This is a genomic window from Rhodococcus sp. NPDC059968, from assembly GCF_042738615.1.
Classification (GTDB): Bacteria; Actinomycetota; Actinomycetes; order Mycobacteriales; family Mycobacteriaceae; genus Rhodococcus_F.
The window spans coordinates 276,509-293,946 of record NZ_JBHWUE010000004.1 but is presented as its reverse complement, the minus strand read 5'-3'; the positions used below and the strand labels follow the sequence as shown (position 1 = coordinate 293,946).

General features: G+C 65.5%; 15 protein-coding genes and 3 pseudogenes. 12 read left to right on the top strand and 6 right to left on the bottom strand.

Annotation, left to right across the window (positions count from 1 at the left end):
* Positions 1 to 91: 91 nt before the first annotated feature.
* On the bottom strand, positions 92 to 676 hold the full coding sequence (locus ACFWAY_RS06815; protein ID WP_378510220.1) for a hypothetical protein: 585 nt from the start codon (positions 674 to 676) through the stop codon (positions 92 to 94).
* Between the two features lie 160 nt (positions 677 to 836).
* Positions 837 to 923 (bottom strand): annotated as a pseudogene (locus tag ACFWAY_RS06810) (TetR/AcrR family transcriptional regulator); the annotation flags it as partial.
* Positions 924 to 1,057: 134 nt separating this feature from the next.
* On the opposite strand from ACFWAY_RS06810, the gene ACFWAY_RS06805 reads away from it, so the two are divergent.
* From ACFWAY_RS06805 to ACFWAY_RS06780, 6 genes are all read left to right on the top strand, one after another.
* Positions 1,058 to 2,191, top strand: coding sequence for a VOC family protein (locus ACFWAY_RS06805; RefSeq protein WP_378510219.1), 1,134 nt, complete (start codon positions 1,058 to 1,060; stop codon positions 2,189 to 2,191).
* The gene (locus tag ACFWAY_RS06800; RefSeq protein WP_378458237.1) at positions 2,188 to 3,126 is read left to right on the top strand and encodes a fumarylacetoacetate hydrolase family protein; all 939 of its coding nucleotides are present in this window, start codon (positions 2,188 to 2,190) and stop codon (positions 3,124 to 3,126) included. The genes ACFWAY_RS06805 and ACFWAY_RS06800 overlap by 4 nt, the downstream gene beginning before the upstream one ends.
* Positions 3,123 to 5,012: an acyl-CoA synthetase gene (locus ACFWAY_RS06795; RefSeq protein WP_378510218.1), complete on the top strand. Its 1,890-nt coding sequence runs from the start codon at positions 3,123 to 3,125 to the stop codon at positions 5,010 to 5,012. The genes ACFWAY_RS06800 and ACFWAY_RS06795 overlap by 4 nt, the downstream gene beginning before the upstream one ends.
* The gene (locus ACFWAY_RS06790) at positions 5,009 to 5,365 is read left to right on the top strand and encodes a DoxX family protein (protein WP_378510217.1); all 357 of its coding nucleotides are present in this window, start codon (positions 5,009 to 5,011) and stop codon (positions 5,363 to 5,365) included. The genes ACFWAY_RS06795 and ACFWAY_RS06790 overlap by 4 nt, the downstream gene beginning before the upstream one ends.
* The gene (locus tag ACFWAY_RS06785; RefSeq protein ID WP_378510216.1) at positions 5,362 to 6,903 is read left to right on the top strand and encodes a bifunctional 3-(3-hydroxy-phenyl)propionate/3-hydroxycinnamic acid hydroxylase; all 1,542 of its coding nucleotides are present in this window, start codon (positions 5,362 to 5,364) and stop codon (positions 6,901 to 6,903) included. Before ACFWAY_RS06790 ends, ACFWAY_RS06785 begins: the two co-directional genes overlap by 4 nt.
* Positions 6,904 to 7,190: 287 nt before the next feature.
* The gene (locus tag ACFWAY_RS06780; protein WP_378510215.1) at positions 7,191 to 8,426 is read left to right on the top strand and encodes a fatty acid desaturase family protein; all 1,236 of its coding nucleotides are present in this window, start codon (positions 7,191 to 7,193) and stop codon (positions 8,424 to 8,426) included.
* 71 nt (positions 8,427 to 8,497) lie between these two features.
* Here ACFWAY_RS06780 and ACFWAY_RS06775 read toward each other — a convergent pair.
* A pseudogene (locus tag ACFWAY_RS06775) lies at positions 8,498 to 9,366 on the bottom strand (CHAD domain-containing protein); the annotation flags it as partial.
* 158 nt (positions 9,367 to 9,524) lie between these two features.
* On the opposite strand from ACFWAY_RS06775, the gene ACFWAY_RS06770 reads away from it, so the two are divergent.
* The 4 genes from ACFWAY_RS06770 (at position 9,525) to ACFWAY_RS06755 (ending at position 13,002) form a co-directional block, all read left to right on the top strand.
* A complete protein-coding gene (locus ACFWAY_RS06770) occupies positions 9,525 to 9,866 on the top strand; it encodes a hypothetical protein (RefSeq protein ID WP_378510214.1) in 342 nt (113 codons plus the stop codon).
* A gap of 108 nt (positions 9,867 to 9,974) precedes the next feature.
* Positions 9,975 to 10,214, top strand: coding sequence for a glyoxalase (locus tag ACFWAY_RS06765; RefSeq protein ID WP_378510213.1), 240 nt, complete (start codon positions 9,975 to 9,977; stop codon positions 10,212 to 10,214).
* A gap of 64 nt (positions 10,215 to 10,278) precedes the next feature.
* On the top strand, positions 10,279 to 10,746 hold the full coding sequence (locus tag ACFWAY_RS06760; RefSeq protein WP_378510212.1) for a hypothetical protein: 468 nt from the start codon (positions 10,279 to 10,281) through the stop codon (positions 10,744 to 10,746).
* A gap of 396 nt (positions 10,747 to 11,142) precedes the next feature.
* The gene (locus tag ACFWAY_RS06755) at positions 11,143 to 13,002 is read left to right on the top strand and encodes a serine/threonine-protein kinase PknD (RefSeq protein ID WP_378510227.1); all 1,860 of its coding nucleotides are present in this window, start codon (positions 11,143 to 11,145) and stop codon (positions 13,000 to 13,002) included.
* Positions 13,003 to 13,027: 25 nt separating this feature from the next.
* Here ACFWAY_RS06755 and ACFWAY_RS06750 read toward each other — a convergent pair whose 3' ends face one another.
* On the bottom strand, positions 13,028 to 13,348 hold the full coding sequence (locus tag ACFWAY_RS06750; protein WP_378457319.1) for an LCCL domain-containing protein: 321 nt from the start codon (positions 13,346 to 13,348) through the stop codon (positions 13,028 to 13,030).
* On the opposite strand from ACFWAY_RS06750, the gene ACFWAY_RS06745 reads away from it, so the two are divergent.
* Positions 13,333 to 13,584: a hypothetical protein gene (locus ACFWAY_RS06745; RefSeq protein WP_378457321.1), complete on the top strand. Its 252-nt coding sequence runs from the start codon at positions 13,333 to 13,335 to the stop codon at positions 13,582 to 13,584. The two genes, ACFWAY_RS06750 and ACFWAY_RS06745, sit on opposite strands and share 16 nt — an antisense overlap.
* Before the next feature lie 19 nt (positions 13,585 to 13,603).
* On the opposite strand, the pseudogene ACFWAY_RS06740 reads toward ACFWAY_RS06745, so the two are convergent.
* Positions 13,604 to 14,104, bottom strand: a pseudogene (locus ACFWAY_RS06740) (DUF6777 domain-containing protein); the annotation flags it as partial.
* Positions 14,105 to 15,224: 1,120 nt separating this feature from the next.
* On the opposite strand from ACFWAY_RS06740, the gene ACFWAY_RS06735 reads away from it, so the two are divergent.
* The gene (locus ACFWAY_RS06735; RefSeq protein WP_378457316.1) at positions 15,225 to 15,584 is read left to right on the top strand and encodes a DUF732 domain-containing protein; all 360 of its coding nucleotides are present in this window, start codon (positions 15,225 to 15,227) and stop codon (positions 15,582 to 15,584) included.
* 190 nt (positions 15,585 to 15,774) lie between these two features.
* On the opposite strand, the gene ACFWAY_RS06730 is transcribed toward ACFWAY_RS06735, so the two are convergent.
* Entirely contained in the window at positions 15,775 to 16,953 is a 1,179-nt protein-coding gene (locus ACFWAY_RS06730; RefSeq protein WP_378510211.1) for a BTAD domain-containing putative transcriptional regulator, read from the bottom strand.
* Between the last annotated feature and the right edge of the window lie 485 nt (positions 16,954 to 17,438).

Sequence of the window (17,438 nt, the reverse complement as noted above, 5' to 3'; positions counted from 1 at the left end):
ACTACACAAATCCACCCAATCCTCACGACGCCATGAGCACGGCCCCCCGCGTACCCAAGCTCAGGTAATCACCGCTCCGCGAAAATCGGCGCTAATGGCCGAGGATCTTGATACCGACCACAAGTACGCCCACACCGACCAAACCTGCGATAGTGAACAGCTTTTGCCACCAACGTAATTGGGCCATTCGCACGGCAAACAGAGCAATTACCCCAAGTTCAACGACGAGGATCCACATCGCGATCCACATCGCTGTGGATAGGCTCAATAGTCCGACGGCGGCTGCGACCAATACCAGCAGGGGCAAGACCGCGGCCTCCACAATCTGGCCGGAGGCCTGCAGCATCCGCAGCGCTGCCCGTCCGCGCGGAGCACTGTGGTGCGCGCCGAGGTGCGCTACCCAATCGGCCAGCAGGCTCGCTGCCCAGAGCCCGCCGGTGGCCACCGCGACATCGAGGACCCGAGACCATGGGCTCGTCTCGGGAGCCGTATAGCGGACGAGGACGGCGAGCGTCGCCAAACACGTCATCGCGCCGTACACACGCTCCCGCAGGAGCGCGACGACCTGCTCCACGGGAATCTCTTCCCGATTCGCCTCGCTGGCCGCGCTCACTTCGGTCACCGCGCGAATCGGTTCGAATCTGCGTTGTCCGAGCAACCGCTGCACCAATCCCATTCCAGCCATTAGTATCCCGTCTACGCCGCGGGTGCCCGCGACGTTCTGGCGTGCGGTAAGTGTGGCCGCGGCCGCGGGCCCGCCTCGTGCGCCACTCGGATGCGGTCCGCAATTTTCCTGGCGTCGTCGAAGTAGTCGGCGTCGGCGTGAACGGGGTAACCGACTGGGCTGCGCGTACGAATGCGGCGCGAGTATGCGCCTTGCGCCGGCCCAGGCGGTTCGGTGCATCGGTGATCTGCTCGATCATGCCTGCGTGCCCTACTCCGTCTGACCCGGCCCTACCCTACCGCGCGTCATCAATATTGACGAATTCCTCAAAAACTCTTGACTGACGATATCCTCGTCAGTGACGATATCCTCAACAATCGAAGGGAGTGGTCAATGAATGCCCACCATGACCCGCATACCGGTCTGCACAGTGAGCAGGGCGCGCTGGCGGGCGAACACCGGGGGCGGGCCGCCGAGCCGACCATCAAGGTGTATGACCTCGCGTGGCTGGAGTTCGAGAAGCCCGACCTCGATCGGGCGGAGGCGTTCGCCCATGCCTTCGGTTTTGCGACGGCGCTTCGCACCGCACACGAACTGCAGTTGCGCGGGACAGACCCCGGTTCGCCCTGCGTGCTCATCCGCCGGGGTCCACGTTCGCGGTTCGTCGGTCCCGCCTTCCGGGCGGCCGACGCGGCCGACGTGCTGCGACTGGCGGACGCGGTCGGGGGTGCGGTCGTGCCCCTCCCCGAGAGTCTGGGCGGGATCACGGTCGATCTCACAGATCCCAGTGGTCTGGGAGTGCGCGTCGTGTCCGACACGTTCGAGTTGCCGGCGCTGGCCGACCAGACCCCGCTCCCCCTGAATTTCGGACACGACGGCGGGCGGGTGAACGCTCCACAGCGGCCGCCCCGCGCGCCGGCCACCGTGCAACGGCTCGGTCACATCGTGCTCCAGACGACGACGTACCTCGAAACGCTCAACTGGTACCTCGAGCACCTCGGACTGATCGTCAGCGACTTCCTCTACTACCCCGGGCAACGGGCCGGGGGTCCGATCATGAGCTTCATCCGCTGCGACCGGGGCGCCACGCCCACCGACCATCACACCCTCGCGTTGGTTCTCGGCCCGGCCAACCGCTATGTGCATTCGGCATATCAGGTCGCCGACCTCGACTGCCTCGCCGCGGGAGGCGAATACCTGCTCGACCGGGGCTACCGCCGGTCCTGGGGCATCGGCCGACACATCCAGGGCAGCCAGATCTTCGACTACTGGCGCGACCCTGACGGATTCATGGTCGAGCACTTCACGGACGGCGATCTCTTCGACGACACGCTCGACGGGGGCTGGGCACCGATGACCGCGTCTGGACTGGCCCAGTGGGGGCCGCCCGCCACCAAAGACTTCCTCGGAGTGAACCCCGGTCGGGAATCACTCCAGGAACTGCGCGCAGTTGTCCACGCGCTGCGCGCCGACAACGAATTCGACCTCCACCGCCTCCGCGGCCTTCTGAAAGTTGCCAGCTCATGACCATTTCCGTCCTCCGCACCGCCGACGCCTGGTGGGTCGAGACACCCACCGGCGCCGCACGGGTAGACACCGCGGCCACCACCACCGCCCAGCTGCTGGCCGACCGACCGGCCGTCGAGGCCGCGGCGTCCAGCAAGGGCACCGTGCCCGTCGAGACCCTCCGGTTGCTCTCCCCCGTCACCGCCCCGTGCCGGGTGGTCGCACAGATGACGAACTTCGCCTCGCACGTCGAGGACGCCGGGATGAACCCCGACACCATTCCGTTGACCTTCTTCCGAAAGGCTTCCGGATCGATCAGCGGCCCCAACGACGACGTGATCCGTCCTGCCCATGTCCGGCTGCTGGATTACGAGGTGGAGATCGGGCTCGTCCTCGCTCGCGACATCCCGGTCGGGACGTCGATCACCGCAGACACTCTCGCCAATTACATTGCCGGCCTGGTCGTCACCAACGACATCTCCGCGCGCGACATCCAGCTCCCCAAAACGCAGTTCTACGAAGCCAAGTCATATCCGACGTTCACCCCGGTCGGCCCCGCGCTCGTACTCCTGGACGGCGACGAGCTGAAGCGGTTCACCGACCTGCGCCTGCGGCTCTGGGTCAACGGTGAGCCACGCCAGAACATGACCGTTGCCGACATGATCTACCAGCCGGCCGAGACTCTGCAGGCGCTGACCCGGTTCCAACGCCTCGATGCCGGGGACTTGCTGCTGACCGGAACACCGGTCGGAACGGCGCTGAGCGCCCCACCGAAGCCGATCGCAATCCTCTCCTCCCTGCTGCCGCCGGCAGTCAAATGGAAGCTCTTCTTCGCGGGCCAGGCCAAGAATCCGAACTACCTGCAGGACGGCGACCTCATCGAAGCCACCGTCTTCACAGACGACGGGACCATCGACTTGGGGCGCCAGCGCACGGTGGTGAGGTACGCGCGATGACCACCGACCTGCTGTGGCCGCGTTACGCGACGCCCACGGATCTGACGACGATCGAGGCCGTGCCGCTGCGCGATCGGGGGCTTCCGGAGTCCACCTATGCGTTGCTCACCCGAGCGGCCCGTATGTGGCCGGATCGGCTCGCGCTCACCGTCCTACCGGACGGCGCACGGTGGCGGGAGCCGTTGCAGCGCAGTTTCTCCGAACTGCGCGACGATGTTCACCGTTACGCGAACCTGCTCCATCGTCTGGGCGTGCGGCGCCGGGATGCGGTCGCCGTGATGGCGCCCAACTGCGCCGAGTTGATCCCCGCGACTCTCGCCGCACAGCTCGCCGGCATCGCTGCTCCCGTCAACGCCGCGCAGTCGCACCAGCACATCGCTGAATTGCTGCGCCGCTCAGGTGCCCGGGTACTCGTCGCGGCCGGACCGGAACTTGCGCCCCAGACATGGGAGGCCGCGCACCAGATTGCCGTGAGCGGGAAGGTGGATGCTGTGCTGGTCTTGCGGCCCACCGGCGCCGCCGGCGCGCCTGCGGACCTGCCCGAGGTCGATGGAGTGCGGATCGGCTATCTCAGTGCGCTGTCGGCCGATATCGATTCCTCCGACTTCGTCGGTGATCCCCCCCGTGGGTTCGACGTGGCCGCACTGTTTCACACCGGTGGTACCACCGGTGTTCCGAAGCTGGCCGCCCACACCCACGACAACGAGGTCGCCGATGCCTGGATGCTGGTCGCGAACTCGTCGTGGGGTACGGACTCAGTCGTATTCGCTGCCCTGCCGCTGTTCCATGTCAATGCCTTGATGGTCACGCTGCTGGCGCCGCTGTTCAAGGGCCAGGGTGTGGTGTGGGCCGGCCCGCTCGGCTATCGCGACCCGATACTGTCCAGCGAATTCTGGAAGATCGTCGAGCACTACAGGATCGCGTCGATGAGCGCGGTGCCCACCGTATATGCGGCCCTCGCGCAGCGCCCGGTCGATGCCGACATCAGTAGTCTGCGCTTCGCCATGGTGGGAGCGTCGCCTCTGCCGACTGCGGTCGCCTCGAAGTTCCAGGACCACACGGGTGTGCCCCTTCTCGAAGGCTACGGCTTGACGGAGGCAACTTGCGCGAGTGCACGCAGCTTTCCCGACGCGCCACGACCTGGCTCGGTCGGGGTACGGATGCCCTACCAGCAGGTCAAAGTGGTACGCGTCCGTGAAGACGGCACCTGGGAAGACCTGCCCACCGGCGCGACCGGAGTGCTGGCGATCAGCGGTCCGACCGTGTTCGCCGGCTATGTTGCCGCCCACAACGAACACGGACCCGTTCTCGACGGCATGGGCAAACTGGTCGACGGCTGGCTCGACACCGGCGACCTGGCGCGCGTCGACAGCGACGGTTTCCTCTACCTGGTCGGACGCGCGAAGGACCTCATCATCCGGGGCGGGCACAATATCGATCCAGCGGTCATCGAAGACGTCCTTCTAGCTCATCCGCAGGTCACCGCGGTCAGCGCGGTGGGACGCCCCGATGCCCACGCCGGCGAAGTGCCCGTTGCCTACGTCACTGTTGCCGCAGACGCCGGTATCACCGTTCACGAGCTACAAGCCTGGGCGGGCGAGCGCGTCCCCGAACGGGCCGCGGCACCCAAGGCGGTCACGATCCTCCCGGCGTTGCCCGTCACGGCGGTAGGCAAGCTCTACAAACTCGCACTGCGCGCCGACGCGACACGGCGCGAGCTCGAGCATGCCCTCGCCACCGTCGCAGGGATCGACAGCATCCAGGCGTCCGTAGAGGACGGTTCGATCCTTGCCACCGTCGAGATCGACGGAACTGCCGGCGAACCGACGGTCAAGGCGATCTTGAACCGATATGCGATCAATTGGAAGGTCACGGTGCGCACATGACCACCGCATCACTAGTTCTGGCACTCTGCCTCGCAGTCTTCTACCTCCTGCTCGGCGTCGGCAAGATAGCGGCAACCTCCCCGATGCGGGAACGAGCAGCCCACGTCGGTATGCCCGTCAGCACGTATCGGGGCATCGGTGCGCTCGAGGTCGCCGGTGCCGTCGGTCTCCTGATCGGCGGACTCGTGCCGGCACTCGGCGCCGCAGCCGGCATCGGGCTGCTGCTCCTGATGGTGGGTGCCGTCGTCACGCACGTACGGAACGGTGACAGACTGCGTGAGATGGCGCCCGCCATCGTCGTCGGCGCAGCGATCGTGGCCTACCTCGTAGTCCTGTTCGGATCGATCCGATGAGCGAGCAGGTCGTCCCGGTCGTCATCGTCGGTGCCGGACCCACCGGACTAACCGCCGCCACGCTGCTGGCTCAGTACGGTGTCGAGTGCCTGATAGTCGAGCGCTGGGAGGGCGTCTATGCGCAGCCACGGGCGGTCCACCTCGACGGTGAGATCCACCGAATCGTGGCGCACCTCGGGATCGCCGAGGAGTTCGCGGCGATCTCCAGGCCGTGCCTCGGGTTGCGGCTTGTGGACCGAAATATGCGAGTTCTCACCGAGTTCCACCGAGACCCCGGCCCGGGCGTACACGGTTACCCCGAGGCCAACATGTTCGACCAGCCGCAGTTCGAGGAAATCCTGCGCGCCAATCTGACACGGCACCCGAGGGCCTCTCTCCGCGGCAACGTAGAGGTCACCGGGCTGGCCGACGACCAGGCCGGCAGCATTCGTGTCGACTTCACCGACCGAGGCACCGGTGTGCAAAAATCGGTGCGGACCAGATACGTCCTCGGCTGCGACGGGGCCAACAGCCTGGTCAGAAACCAGATTCAGGCAACGATGCGGGACCTGAAGTTCGACCAACGCTGGCTGGTTGTCGACATCGAGACCACCACAGACCTCGGCGCGTGGGAGGGCGCGCACCAGGTGTGCGACCCCGTGCGCGCGGCAACATACATGCGCATCGGACACACCCGCTACCGCTGGGAGTTCCGGCTCGAACCCGGAGAGACCGCCGACGACTATCGCGACATGGCTCGACTGCACCCCCTCCTCTCACAATGGACACGGAACACGCCGGTCGACGACCTGACGCTTGTCCGCGTGGCCGAGTACACCTTCAAAGCCCAAATCGCGGACCGATGGCGCGACCGGCGCGTGTTCCTACTCGGCGACGCCGCCCATCTCACACCGCCGTTCATCGGACAGGGGATGGGGGCAGGGATCCGCGACGCGATGAACCTCGCCTGGAAACTTGCCGGCGTCCTCACCGGAGATCTGCCCGAAAGCGCCCTCGACACCTACGAGATCGAACGCAAGCCCCACGCGCTCGCACTGATCCGGCGCGCCAAGCTCGTCGGAATGGCCATGACCGAAGGCGGCGAAGTCGGCAACCTCATCCGGCGCATCGTCGTACCACTGCTGCACCGTATCCCGGGCCTCGGCGACAAGATCATGGACGGCGAAACCCCGGCCCTTCACCGCTCCACTCTGATAAAACGACCTCGACTACGTAGAAGCCGAGCGGGCCGCCTGATCCCGAATCCAGACCTCGACCAGGGTCGCCGATTCGCCGAGGTCGTCGCCGGCCGGTTCGCGGTCGTCACCTCCCTCTCCCCGACCCCGGCGCAACGCACCGCCATCGAACAACGCGGTGGCACAGTCCTGCTGGCTCGACCCGGCACCGATCTGCACCACTGGCTACGCCGCGGACGCGCCCGCGCCGCCATCATCCGGCCCGACGGCACCGTCCTGAGTAGCGGCAACGACCTGTCCACCCTCACCGCCGCCCTCCCCCGTTTCCACACCGACCACATGCCAACCTTCCTCACCCACTGATCCACCTGAAGGAGCCTCCATTGCGCACGCGCGCCGGTGCTCCGAGGTACCGGCCCGACGTGTGACCCTCGCGTTCCAACCGGACCCGCGGCGAAACGACCCGTCCGCAATGTCTTGCAGGACGGTGCGGGCGGCTGTCCACGTCGCCGCGGGCCCAGGAAGGCAGCACTTGGCTCGTCCAGTGCGCCATTCGACATCGAAAATCGCTGCGCACCAGTCGAAGTGATTCGCATCATAGAATACTCGCGCGTAACCTACGGGACCGTAACTTACGGTACCGTAGGTGCATGGCGATATCAGACATCAAGGAATACGCGCACCTGACGGACGCCGACGTCGAGGCCATCGGCCGCGACCTGGATGCGATCCGACGAGACATCGAGGAATCCCGCGGTGCGCGCGACGCCCGGTACCTCCGCAACACCATCCGGCTGCAACGCGGCCTGGAACTCGGCGGCCGGGCGGTGCTCTTCGGCTCCCGCAAGCGCTCGCTGTGGGTGCTGGGCACCGGGATGCTCTCGTTGTCGAAGATCATCGAGAACATGGAGCTCGGGCACAACGTGATGCACGGGCAATGGGACTGGATGAACGACCCCGAAGTGCACTCCGTGAACTGGGAATGGGACAACGCCGATCCGTCGGCGCACTGGAAGCTCACCCACAACTACGCACACCACAAATACACCAACGTCCTCGGCATGGACGACGATGTGGGCTTCGGCCTGCTCCGCGTCACCCGTGACCAGCGCTGGAAGCCGTTCTACCTCGGCAACCTCGCCTACAACGCGATCCTCGCGGCGCTGTTCCAGTACGGCCTCGCCATCCAGTTGCTGGAGCTGGGCAAAGTGACCCGGGGCCGGGACGACCGCGAACTCACCAAGACGCGCGGCAGGGAAGTGCTCGCCAAGCTCGGCAGGCAGACCGTCAAGGACTATGTCGTGTACCCGGCACTGACCGGCAAGGCATGGAAGTCCACGGCCAAGGCCAACGCGACCGCCAACCTCGTCCGCAACCTATGGACCAACGCCGTGATCTTCTGCGGCCACTTCCCTGACGGCGCCGAGAAGTTCACCAAGACGGACGTCGACAACGAGACGCACGCGCAGTGGTACCTGCGGCAAATGCTCGGCTCCGCGAACATCTCGGGCGGCCCCGTCATGGACTTCATGACCGGCAACCTGAGCTATCAGATCGAGCACCACCTCTTCCCGGACCTGCCGTCCAACCGGTACCACGAGATCTCGATCCGCGTGAAGCAGCTGTGCGACAAGTACGACCTGCCATACACGACCGGCCCACTCGCGGTGCAGTACTGGAAGTCATGGCGCACCATCGCGAAACTCTCGCTCCCCGACAAGTACCTCACCGACACCCGCGACGCAGCGCCCGAGACCGCGTCCGAAGCCGGGTTCGGCGGTCCCCCCGCAACCGATCCACTCACCGGCCGCCGCATCGGCTTGGCGACTACGATCGAGAAGAAGCGCAAGCGCGGTTTCATCCGCCGAATTCTCGGAATGCGCTGACCACAACTATTCGAATGGGACACCAGGCCCGGCCTCGTGGACGCAGGCGGTGCCCACCGCCGACGCGAATCGGCCGGGGCGGTCAAGGGTGGGTCGGTTCGCCACTGCGCCAACGTTTGCCATCAGTTTCTGGTAGCGGTCGCTGTCGAGCACCCCCATCGCGTGGTCCAGGTGACGGTGTTGCTCGGCGAGCAGATCACCCTCGATGCGGGCGGCGACCGGATCCATCACCAGCTCGCTCGGCAGGTCGGCCACCTTCTCCCCGAACCGCTTCCGCTGCACCTGCCGGTTCCCCACCTCGCCGAGCACACCCGCGTACCAAGACAATTCGGCGTCGAGCTTTGTCCGCACCTCGGTGTCGAGGAGTTTGTTGAACACCCGCAGGGTGCTGCGGAACCGTCGAATACCCCCGGGTGGATCGGATCGGTACCAGGCCGCGGCGCAGCCACACGTCGCCGGCGACGATCGCCTGGACCTGCGCGTCGAGGTACTCGGTGAGTGCCCGTTCCGCGGTGGCGCTCGTGTCGACGGCGGGTGGGTGGTTGCTGGTGAGTGCGCGGCCGAGCTTCGACGCGTGCGGTGACGGCCGGGCACCGGCCTTGGTGAGGCGTTTGCCGGCCTTGGTCAGCACCTTGGCAGCCCCGGATTTCTCGCCGCGCCCGCCGAGTTCGACTTCCACTTCCCGCCATTCGCTGGCCACGGCGACGTCCCCGGCGACGGTGGCATGCACCAGGTCGTCGGCCACCTCCGCGAGCAGCTGCTGATCCCGGTCGAGCAGGCGGTAGGTGCGCCGGACCGTGGACAGCGCCGCCACCTGGTGCAGGGCGGCCAGCTCGTCGGGCCCGGTGCGGGCCTTCTCGGCGGGAACCTTCAACTGCGATCCGGTGTCCGCGTCCCCGGTGCGGCGGCACAGGGTGAGGTGCTGGCGGAGCAGATCCCGCTGTAGATACTGCGGCGGTGGCGACGAGTAGCCACTCCGATAGTGACACATGTCACATTGAATCGGGGTTGGCCGGTGTAACGTTCCCGGCCCTTCCGGACACCGTTCGAATAGCCGCAGACGCTGGGCCCGCGGCACTCGAATGAGGACCACCCGCCATGAGCACCACACAGCTTCACCGGATCACCCACTCCGCCACCAGCACCTCCTCCTGGAAGCGCCTGGCTGCCGTCGCCGCCGCGACCGTCGCACTCGGCCTCATCCCGGTCGGCGCCGCCACCGCCACCACCACCACCACCCCGGCCCCCGTACAGCCGACCGCCACACAACCCGTCGCCGCCGTCGTCACCCACGACAGCCCGCTCGACCGCGACAACGACGTGCAGCAGCAACGTCAGCACGACCGCCAGCGTGACCAGCGGCAGGACCGGCGCTCCGAAACCACCGTCCTCGACCAGATCCTCCTCGACGGCTGGAACAGCAGCAGCACCCAGCTGTAGCGCAGCCGCCTACCCAGGGTGCCAGCAGCGACCAGCAGCTCCCCACCAGGGCCTGACGGCCTCGCATCCGACGACACCCCGTTTTGAGAACCCGACGAGAAGCCAACCATGAGCACGACCGACACCCGCACCACCGCGACTGTCGACGCGAAGACCCGACGTCCCGACCGCATCGACACCACCGCCACAACATTCAGTAGTACCGCCGACCTGACCAATGCGCTGATTCGCGCGGCGATCGCTCACGGCGAACACGAAACACGCACCGGGGCAGAGGATCCGAACTGGCCCGGCTGGTATGCCGCCTACATGGTCGCCGAACAGTCCGGGACAGAGCTGCCCATATAACTGCCCTCCACACCATCCACCGGACTTCCCGTCACCCTGCACAACCCTCCAAGGAGAGAACGCCATGTCCACGATCCACCTCCATCAGACCACCACCGCGACACCCGAACAATTTCTCGACGCGCTCACCGACTTCGGGCCCGGCCGCGAGGCGCTGTTCGGCAACAGCGCCGACGACTACCTCCAAGTGCACGAACTCGGCACCGACCACGCCGACGTCACCGAAGGCTCGGGCGGGGCCTGGGAACGCCTGCGCTACGACTGGACCGACCCCCGTCGCATTGTCATGACGACAACCGACTCCAACCTGTGGGGCGGGAAGTCCGGCCACATCTACACCCTCACCCCGATGCCCGACGGGACCACCGACATCGACGCCGTCGTGGTTCGCGATGGCAAGAATTTCAAAGGACGAGCGCTCGGGGTGGTGCTCGGCACCGTCGGCACACGCGTGCTGCAAAAGGCACTCGACAAGACCGTGCAGGCCATCGAAGCCCGCGCCCGCACCGCAAGGACGGCAGAGAACACCTAGACCCAGGGCCGGGCCGGGCCGTCGAGCACCGCAACCGGGGTGCTCGACGGCGCCACCCTAACCGGAAAGGTCCGGAGAAGCGACGGCAGGCGGCGACGTCCGCGTCGGGACCACGACGTGAGGGCGGGCCGCTGATCGGCACGGACGGATTGTCCGGCAACGTCCTTCGTGTGACACCACCGACGACCGTCACAATCGAGCAAACCGAACGGCCTCTAGAGATCCTCGACGATGTCCCTTCCACACGAAGCATCGCAGGCCGGGCCATCACCATTCGATTGGTGCAACACCTGCCGAACCGATGGCGCGGGCGATACTGCCCCTCGAGCCACTCGGAGTCATACACTCCGAGTGGCTCACAGTGTGCACAGCGGTCTGAACGAAGGCGGTGTTCCGATGGGCGCGGAACTCGAGCCGGGTGACGTGTTTGCCGGCTACACCATCCAACGTGTGTTGGGTGTCGGCGGGATGGGTGCTGTGTACCTCGCTCGCGATCCTCATCTGCCCCGAAACGCTGCACTCAAACTGCTCGACCGGAGCCTCACTGCCGACGACTACTTCCGCTCCCGCTTCGAACTCGAAGCCGACCATGTGGCACGCCTGGAACACCCGAACATCGTGTCCGTCTTCGACCGCGGCCAGGAAGGAAATCAACACTGGATTGCGATGCAATACGTCGCCGGAACCGACGCCGCGGGAGCGTTGCATGAGGGTCCGATGAACCTGACGCGCGCCGTCCACATTATCGCTGAAACCGCCAAGGCTCTGGACTATGCGCACGAGAACGCCGTGCTCCACCGCGATGTCAAACCGGCGAATATCCTGTTGGGCAAGTCTGGCGCCGGGCAACCGGAGCGGGTACTGCTCACCGATTTCGGTATCGCCAAAGCCCTCGACGAGACGAAGCACCTGACCAAAACCGGCTCGCTGGTGGCCACCCTGCAGTACTCGGCGCCGGAAGTTTTCGCAGGCATTCCACTCGACGGTCGCGCAGACGTGTATTCGTTGGGATGCACACTATTTTGCCTGCTCACAGGCCATCCGCCCTTCACCGGAAGCACGCAGGCAGTCATGCGCGGCCATCTCAATACACTCGCGCCGCGAATCAGTACCGTACGCGATGATCTTCCGCCGGCCATCGACGACATCGTCTCCGCAGCCTTGACGAAGCGGCGCGAAGACCGGCTGCCGACCTGCCGCGCACTCTCCGCAGGCGTTCAGCTTGCCCTGTCCAACGTGCAGTCCTCACACACGGCCCAGTCCACCGGTTTCTGGTCGCAGACGACGAACATGCACGGCACACCCAATGCCCAGACGACTCGGTGGCCGATCTCACCACAGCATGGGCAACCGCCGCCCCGGCAGGCACAGCAACCACCCCCATCGCAGGCGGTCAGCGCTCCACGTCGGCGAAATCGGGCGCGCGTTCTACTGGCGCTAGCACTCCTCACACTGTTGGCCGTCGGCGCCGCAGTGGCATTCGTCTACTGGGGCAACCGGTCACCGACGCAGACCACGCTGCCGTTCAACGGTCTCAACTCCCCCGTCGGCGTCGCCGTCAACACTGCCGGAGATCTCTTCGTCGCCGACACCAATAATAATCGAGTCCTCAAACTGGCGGCGGACTCCGACGCTCAGGACGTACTCCCGTTCACCGATCTCGACCACCCCTCAGGGGTTGCGACCAATGACGCCGGCGACGTCTTCGTCGCCGACACAAAGAACAATCGAGTGCTCAAACTCGATGCCGGAGCCGAAATCCAAACGGTGCTCCCGTTCACCGACCTGGCTGGACCCGCCGGCGTAGCAGTAAGCGACGCCGGACACCTTTACGTCGCCGACAACAACAACAACAGGATTGTCGCGCTACCCGCCGGCGGCGCGAGCCAGCAAGTGCTGCCGTTCACAGACCTTCACGGACCGGTCGGCGTCGCGGTCAACACCAGTGGAGACGTATTCGTCACCGACACCGACAACAATCGCGTGGTCTTCCTTCCCGCCGGCGCAACCGACCAGACCGTACTGCCGTTCACAGCGCTGGCATCCCCTACAGGAGTGGCGGTTGATTCCACGGGTGATGTGTTCGTCGCCGACTACCAGAACGGTCGCATTGTCGAACTACGGGCAGGTGCCGATGCCGCCACTGGAGTGCCGTTCACCGGTCTCGATCGCCCGGTCTGGGTAGCGGTCGAGGCCACTGGAGACCTCTTCGTCACCGATGGCAACACAGTGTTACGTCTGCCGGACGACCGTTGATCTCGTCCATCCCGACCGGTCACGGTCAGCCGCCACCGACGACTTGGAACGACCCATACCAGCTCTTCAGATAGTCCAGGGACGTGACGCCGTTTGACGTCGAACCTTGGTACGAGCTGAGGCCAGGAGAGATCTCGATGACCACAACGCCGCCTGCCTGCTGGGAGATGACTCCCGCATGTACACCAGCTGTACACACGCTGGAGTCATCACTGTAAGGGCCGGAGCCCCACACCGTGTTGATAGTTCCGCCTGCCGGGCACTCGAACGACGCTTGTCCTCCGTCCTGGCCCCGGAAAGCCTCGGCGGTCGTACTCCAAGTAGCTGGTGGTGGCGACTGCGCGATCGGCGGCTCGACCGTCGTCTGTGGTGGTGGTGGGATTGGCGGCGGCTGCGTCCGCTGAGATGGCGGAGGGACAGTCGTCCGTGGTGGGGGTGGTGGCGGCTGCGTCCGCTGGGGCGGCGGCGCGACCGACGTCCGCGGTAGCGGTGGCGCAGCTGTTGTCCGCGGTAGCGGTGGCGCGGCTGTTGTCCGCGACGGTGTCGGCTCCTGCCGCTGCGGTGTCCCGCTGCCGGCGTTGATCACCACAGGCGCCCCGGTGACAACGTTGATGACCGTGAACTCGGTAATGGGTGCCGGCGCCGGCTGCACGACGATGATCTTGTCCGGCTCGAAACCCGGCCACCGCTGCCCGGTGTAGGTCGGCGCCGATGCGGTGGGCTGCGGTGGCAGCAGCGGGTTCCCGCACTGGCACCGAACCCTCGGCACACCGCGGTCGTCGACTAGAACTGCCGTCCCGGCCTGCAGCACGGACTGCAACGGTGTCGGGCGGCCATTCTCGTAACCGTGATTCGTCACCCGTGTGTCCGAGCCGAGAATCACCGACGTCAGCGACTCGATATACGCGCGGCTGGCGGAAATACCCAACACCTCCTCGAACGCACCCCGCTGCCCTGGATTCTGCTCGAGAAATCCGATCAGCTTCGCCTTGTCACAGACTGACAACTCGAGCGAGCCACCGTAGATCCCGGTTCGGTCGCCAGGCACGGCGATCAATCCGGGCCGCCCCGGATCCGGCGCACTGGGAGCCACTGTCGGCATAGAGTCCGGCAAGGTGGTCGGCGCGTCGGGGGGCACCACCGGCGGCGTCCATGGAAATTGCCCTTCGGATTCCGCAGCCTCGAGCAATACCTCGCCTTTGTCTGCGTCGCTCCTGACGAACAGCAGGTAGCCACCAACTAGCAGCCCGATCACAACGACGGCGATCAACGCGAACAGCAGAGGCCACCGGCCACCGCCACTCGAACGAGGGGGCGGTGGAACAGGCGGCCCCGGAGGCTGCCCGCCTGGGGGCGGCCACTGCTGGCCGTGCGGTTGCTGCTGTTGGCCCTGAGGTTGCCACTCAGGCCCTCGGGGTTGCCAGTGCGGATTGCCTAGCGAACCCGGATAGTCGCTCATGGTGGACCGCCGTCGACCGTGAAGCCGGATTTTCGCCAACGTTACTCCTAAAGCCGGCCCTGCGATGAATGTCCTCACGACCCAGAAGGCCCACGCAGACGGTGCTCGCGGCCGCGGCCGCGGCGCGCTGCACGCCAGGCCGCATGAGCCGCGGCATCGCCGTCCTCCAACCCCAAGGCAGGAGTGTGACCGGGTTCCCCCCATACGTCACGACCGAGACAGATCTGCGCTGCGGGCACCGCACCTCCTTGTGTATCGTCTCCGCCTCCCCGAGTTGCAGCGGTTGGAGCCCGGGTATGCCCGCACACCGGCGCGGACCAACGCCGGCGCCCACGGTGTCGGCTCGGGACTCGTCTACATACATCCCCTGACCGACGGTGCTCATCCCGCACGACTATGCGCGGTTGGGCGACCGCAGCTCGGCTTCCACCACACCAGCCCAAACACGCTGTGAAAGAAGGGAATACCACCGATCGACCACCTGCGCACCGGTACCGGACCGGGGCCTCGCAACTTCGCCACCAGCGGAAATGCATTTACGTCGGCCAGCGACGCATGCACTTAATTAAACTCGAGCACAATGCGTCTCACCAAGGTCGCGCCGATCGCCTCCGCTCAGCTCTCGGCCGCCGAAGTCGAGGCAGTATCAGATCCCAAGCCCACGCCGAGCACGAGACCATCACAAGTTTTCATTCAGAATCCGATAAGTGGCATGCCGGACCCTTTTCTTACCGCACACGGTACTCACAGAAAAGGACCCACCATGTTCACCAAGTTCGTCAAGTCTGCCGCTCGCGTCACCGCCGTCACCGCCGTCACCGCGGCGCTCGGCTTCGCCACCATGAGTGGGGTCGGTATCGCCAACGCCACGAGCTATCTCGCGCCAGAGGAGGCATATCTCACCGTCCTCGATGAAGAAGGCATCCCGTACAGCTCGGCCTACTACGCGGTGGCGGCCGCCTACGCGGTCTGCGGGGACTTCGAGAGCGGCTACGACTTCTACGACATCGGACTGGACATCCTGAGTGAGTCCTCCTACTACTCGGCGTACGAGGTCGGCTACATCATCGGCGACGCCGTGTCGGTGTACTGCCCGCAATACTCCTACGAGATCCCGGCCTGATTCATCAGCCGCACAACCCCGCCCGATTGGTTGCCGCACACGATGCGAGAATCGGTCGGCGGGGTGTGCTCGTCTGTGTGCGTCCAACGATTTCTCTGCGAGTGCCGGAGCGTCTTCGCCCACGATGTCAACGACGCGAGGCCACTGTTCGAGTGGAATCAGACCACGAACGCGTCGAATCAGTGAAGCGCTATTCGACGACGATCTCGAATACGTACTCGTTGTCCCCGATCCGAATGATGTCACCATCGACGAGCCACACGCTATCCACGACGCGGTTTCCGCGCACGTACACACCGTTCGATGAGCGCAGGTCCCGCAACACGAAGTTCATACCGGTATTCACGATGATCGCGTGGTGACGACTGACCTTGCTCTGCACGAGCACGATGTCGTTGTCGGGCATCCGGCCGATTCTGATCTCCGCCGAACCGATTCGAAAGGTACGGCCCTGACCGTCACGAAGCTGCGCGGCGACGGCACGTTCCAACGTCTCGAGAACCGTGACCGTATGGGCGGCGGTCGCCCGCGCCGTCTCCACCACCGCTAACGGTTCCTGCCGCAGGATGCGGCCCTCCAGTTCAAGCAGTTCACGGCCAGGATCGATGCCCAGCTCCTCGGCCAGGTTCGATCGCAGTCGTCGACACGCACCGAGAGCGTCGGACTGCCGGCCACACACGTACAGCGCGGTGATCAGCTGACCCCACAACGGCTCGCGAAGCGGATAGACCGATGCGAGGGACATCAACTCGGCAATCACCGACTCCGCTCGTCCGCAGGCGATTTCAGCCTCCGCCCGGGCGGCGAGGGCCAACAGTTTCTCCTCCTCGATCGCGGCGGCGAACGTCTTCGCGAAATCCAGATCGAGTAAATCCTCGAGAGCCGAGCCCTTCCACTCCCCGAGTGCAGCAGCGAAGTGCCGACTCGCGTCCTCGAAACGCCGCGTGGCGGCGGCCTGGATTCCGGCCCGCTTCTCGGCGAGGAATCGCCCCAGATCACAGTCCTCGTCCGGCACAACGAGCCGATACCCCGGCGGTGCACTGACCAACACTGCGCGGGCGTCGATGCCGGCATTGCGCATCATTCGACGCAGATTCGAAATGAACACCTGCAGACTTGCCCTGGCTTCAGGTGGCGGCCGATGGTCCCACACCCCGTCGGCGAGCGCATCGGCGGACAGCGAGCGATTGCGGTTGACGATCAGGGCGGCGAGCACGGCACGCTGCTTGGGCCCACCCAACGGAGGAGCGATCCCGTCAATCCGTACTTGCACCGGACCGAGTACATCGAATTCCAGTCTCGGCCCACGCCGCTTATCGTCCACTAGACCGGTGACATTACACCTGTGACCTCCACCGACGCCGTCCATTCGCCGAGAACCCGGCGAGACATTTGCGCCGATGACACGAGCGTCTCAGCCCTCAACGCGGACGCTCGCGCGACAATCGGTGTCTGGTGCACAGGCATCATCGGTCACAGAACCTGGGGGTACCACCGAGGTTGCCAACGAGAAGCCAGTCGCTCGGCGGCATCGAGGCGAAACTGACAACCCTCCTCTCCTCCTCCACACTGCGCACCCCGCCGACAGGTAGCGAGCAACCAACTCGAATAGCTCTGATTCTGCTGCTGAAGATCCGGCAAACTGGTTTGCAGTGCGGCGCTCTTCATCTCCATTCTGTGGAATGCGACTCGTCGTCGCCGATCGCGGTCTGCCGGATGCGGTCTTGAAGGGTTCATCTCACGGACCTCGGAGGTGTCGAGTGCTCCTCGACGCGTTCTGGGCGGCGGCGCTTCGATGCGCCGAGCAGAACAACCCCCCGGCGGCACCGAATCACCACGAGGTCGATCCCGACA

Coding starts and splice junctions, on each gene's coding strand:
- ACFWAY_RS06815 (WP_378510220.1), bottom strand. CDS start 676: ATGGGATTGGTGCAGCGGTTGCTCGGACAACGCAGATTCGAACCGATT.
- ACFWAY_RS06805 (WP_378510219.1), top strand. CDS start 1,058: ATGAATGCCCACCATGACCCGCATACCGGTCTGCACAGTGAGCAGGGC.
- ACFWAY_RS06800 (WP_378458237.1), top strand. CDS start 2,188: ATGACCATTTCCGTCCTCCGCACCGCCGACGCCTGGTGGGTCGAGACA.
- ACFWAY_RS06795 (WP_378510218.1), top strand. CDS start 3,123: ATGACCACCGACCTGCTGTGGCCGCGTTACGCGACGCCCACGGATCTG.
- ACFWAY_RS06790 (WP_378510217.1), top strand. CDS start 5,009: ATGACCACCGCATCACTAGTTCTGGCACTCTGCCTCGCAGTCTTCTAC.
- ACFWAY_RS06785 (WP_378510216.1), top strand. CDS start 5,362: ATGAGCGAGCAGGTCGTCCCGGTCGTCATCGTCGGTGCCGGACCCACC.
- ACFWAY_RS06780 (WP_378510215.1), top strand. CDS start 7,191: ATGGCGATATCAGACATCAAGGAATACGCGCACCTGACGGACGCCGAC.
- ACFWAY_RS06770 (WP_378510214.1), top strand. CDS start 9,525: ATGAGCACCACACAGCTTCACCGGATCACCCACTCCGCCACCAGCACC.
- ACFWAY_RS06765 (WP_378510213.1), top strand. CDS start 9,975: ATGAGCACGACCGACACCCGCACCACCGCGACTGTCGACGCGAAGACC.
- ACFWAY_RS06760 (WP_378510212.1), top strand. CDS start 10,279: ATGTCCACGATCCACCTCCATCAGACCACCACCGCGACACCCGAACAA.
- ACFWAY_RS06755 (WP_378510227.1), top strand. CDS start 11,143: ATGGGCGCGGAACTCGAGCCGGGTGACGTGTTTGCCGGCTACACCATC.
- ACFWAY_RS06735 (WP_378457316.1), top strand. CDS start 15,225: ATGTTCACCAAGTTCGTCAAGTCTGCCGCTCGCGTCACCGCCGTCACC.
- ACFWAY_RS06730 (WP_378510211.1), bottom strand. CDS start 16,953: ATGGACGGCGTCGGTGGAGGTCACAGGTGTAATGTCACCGGTCTAGTG.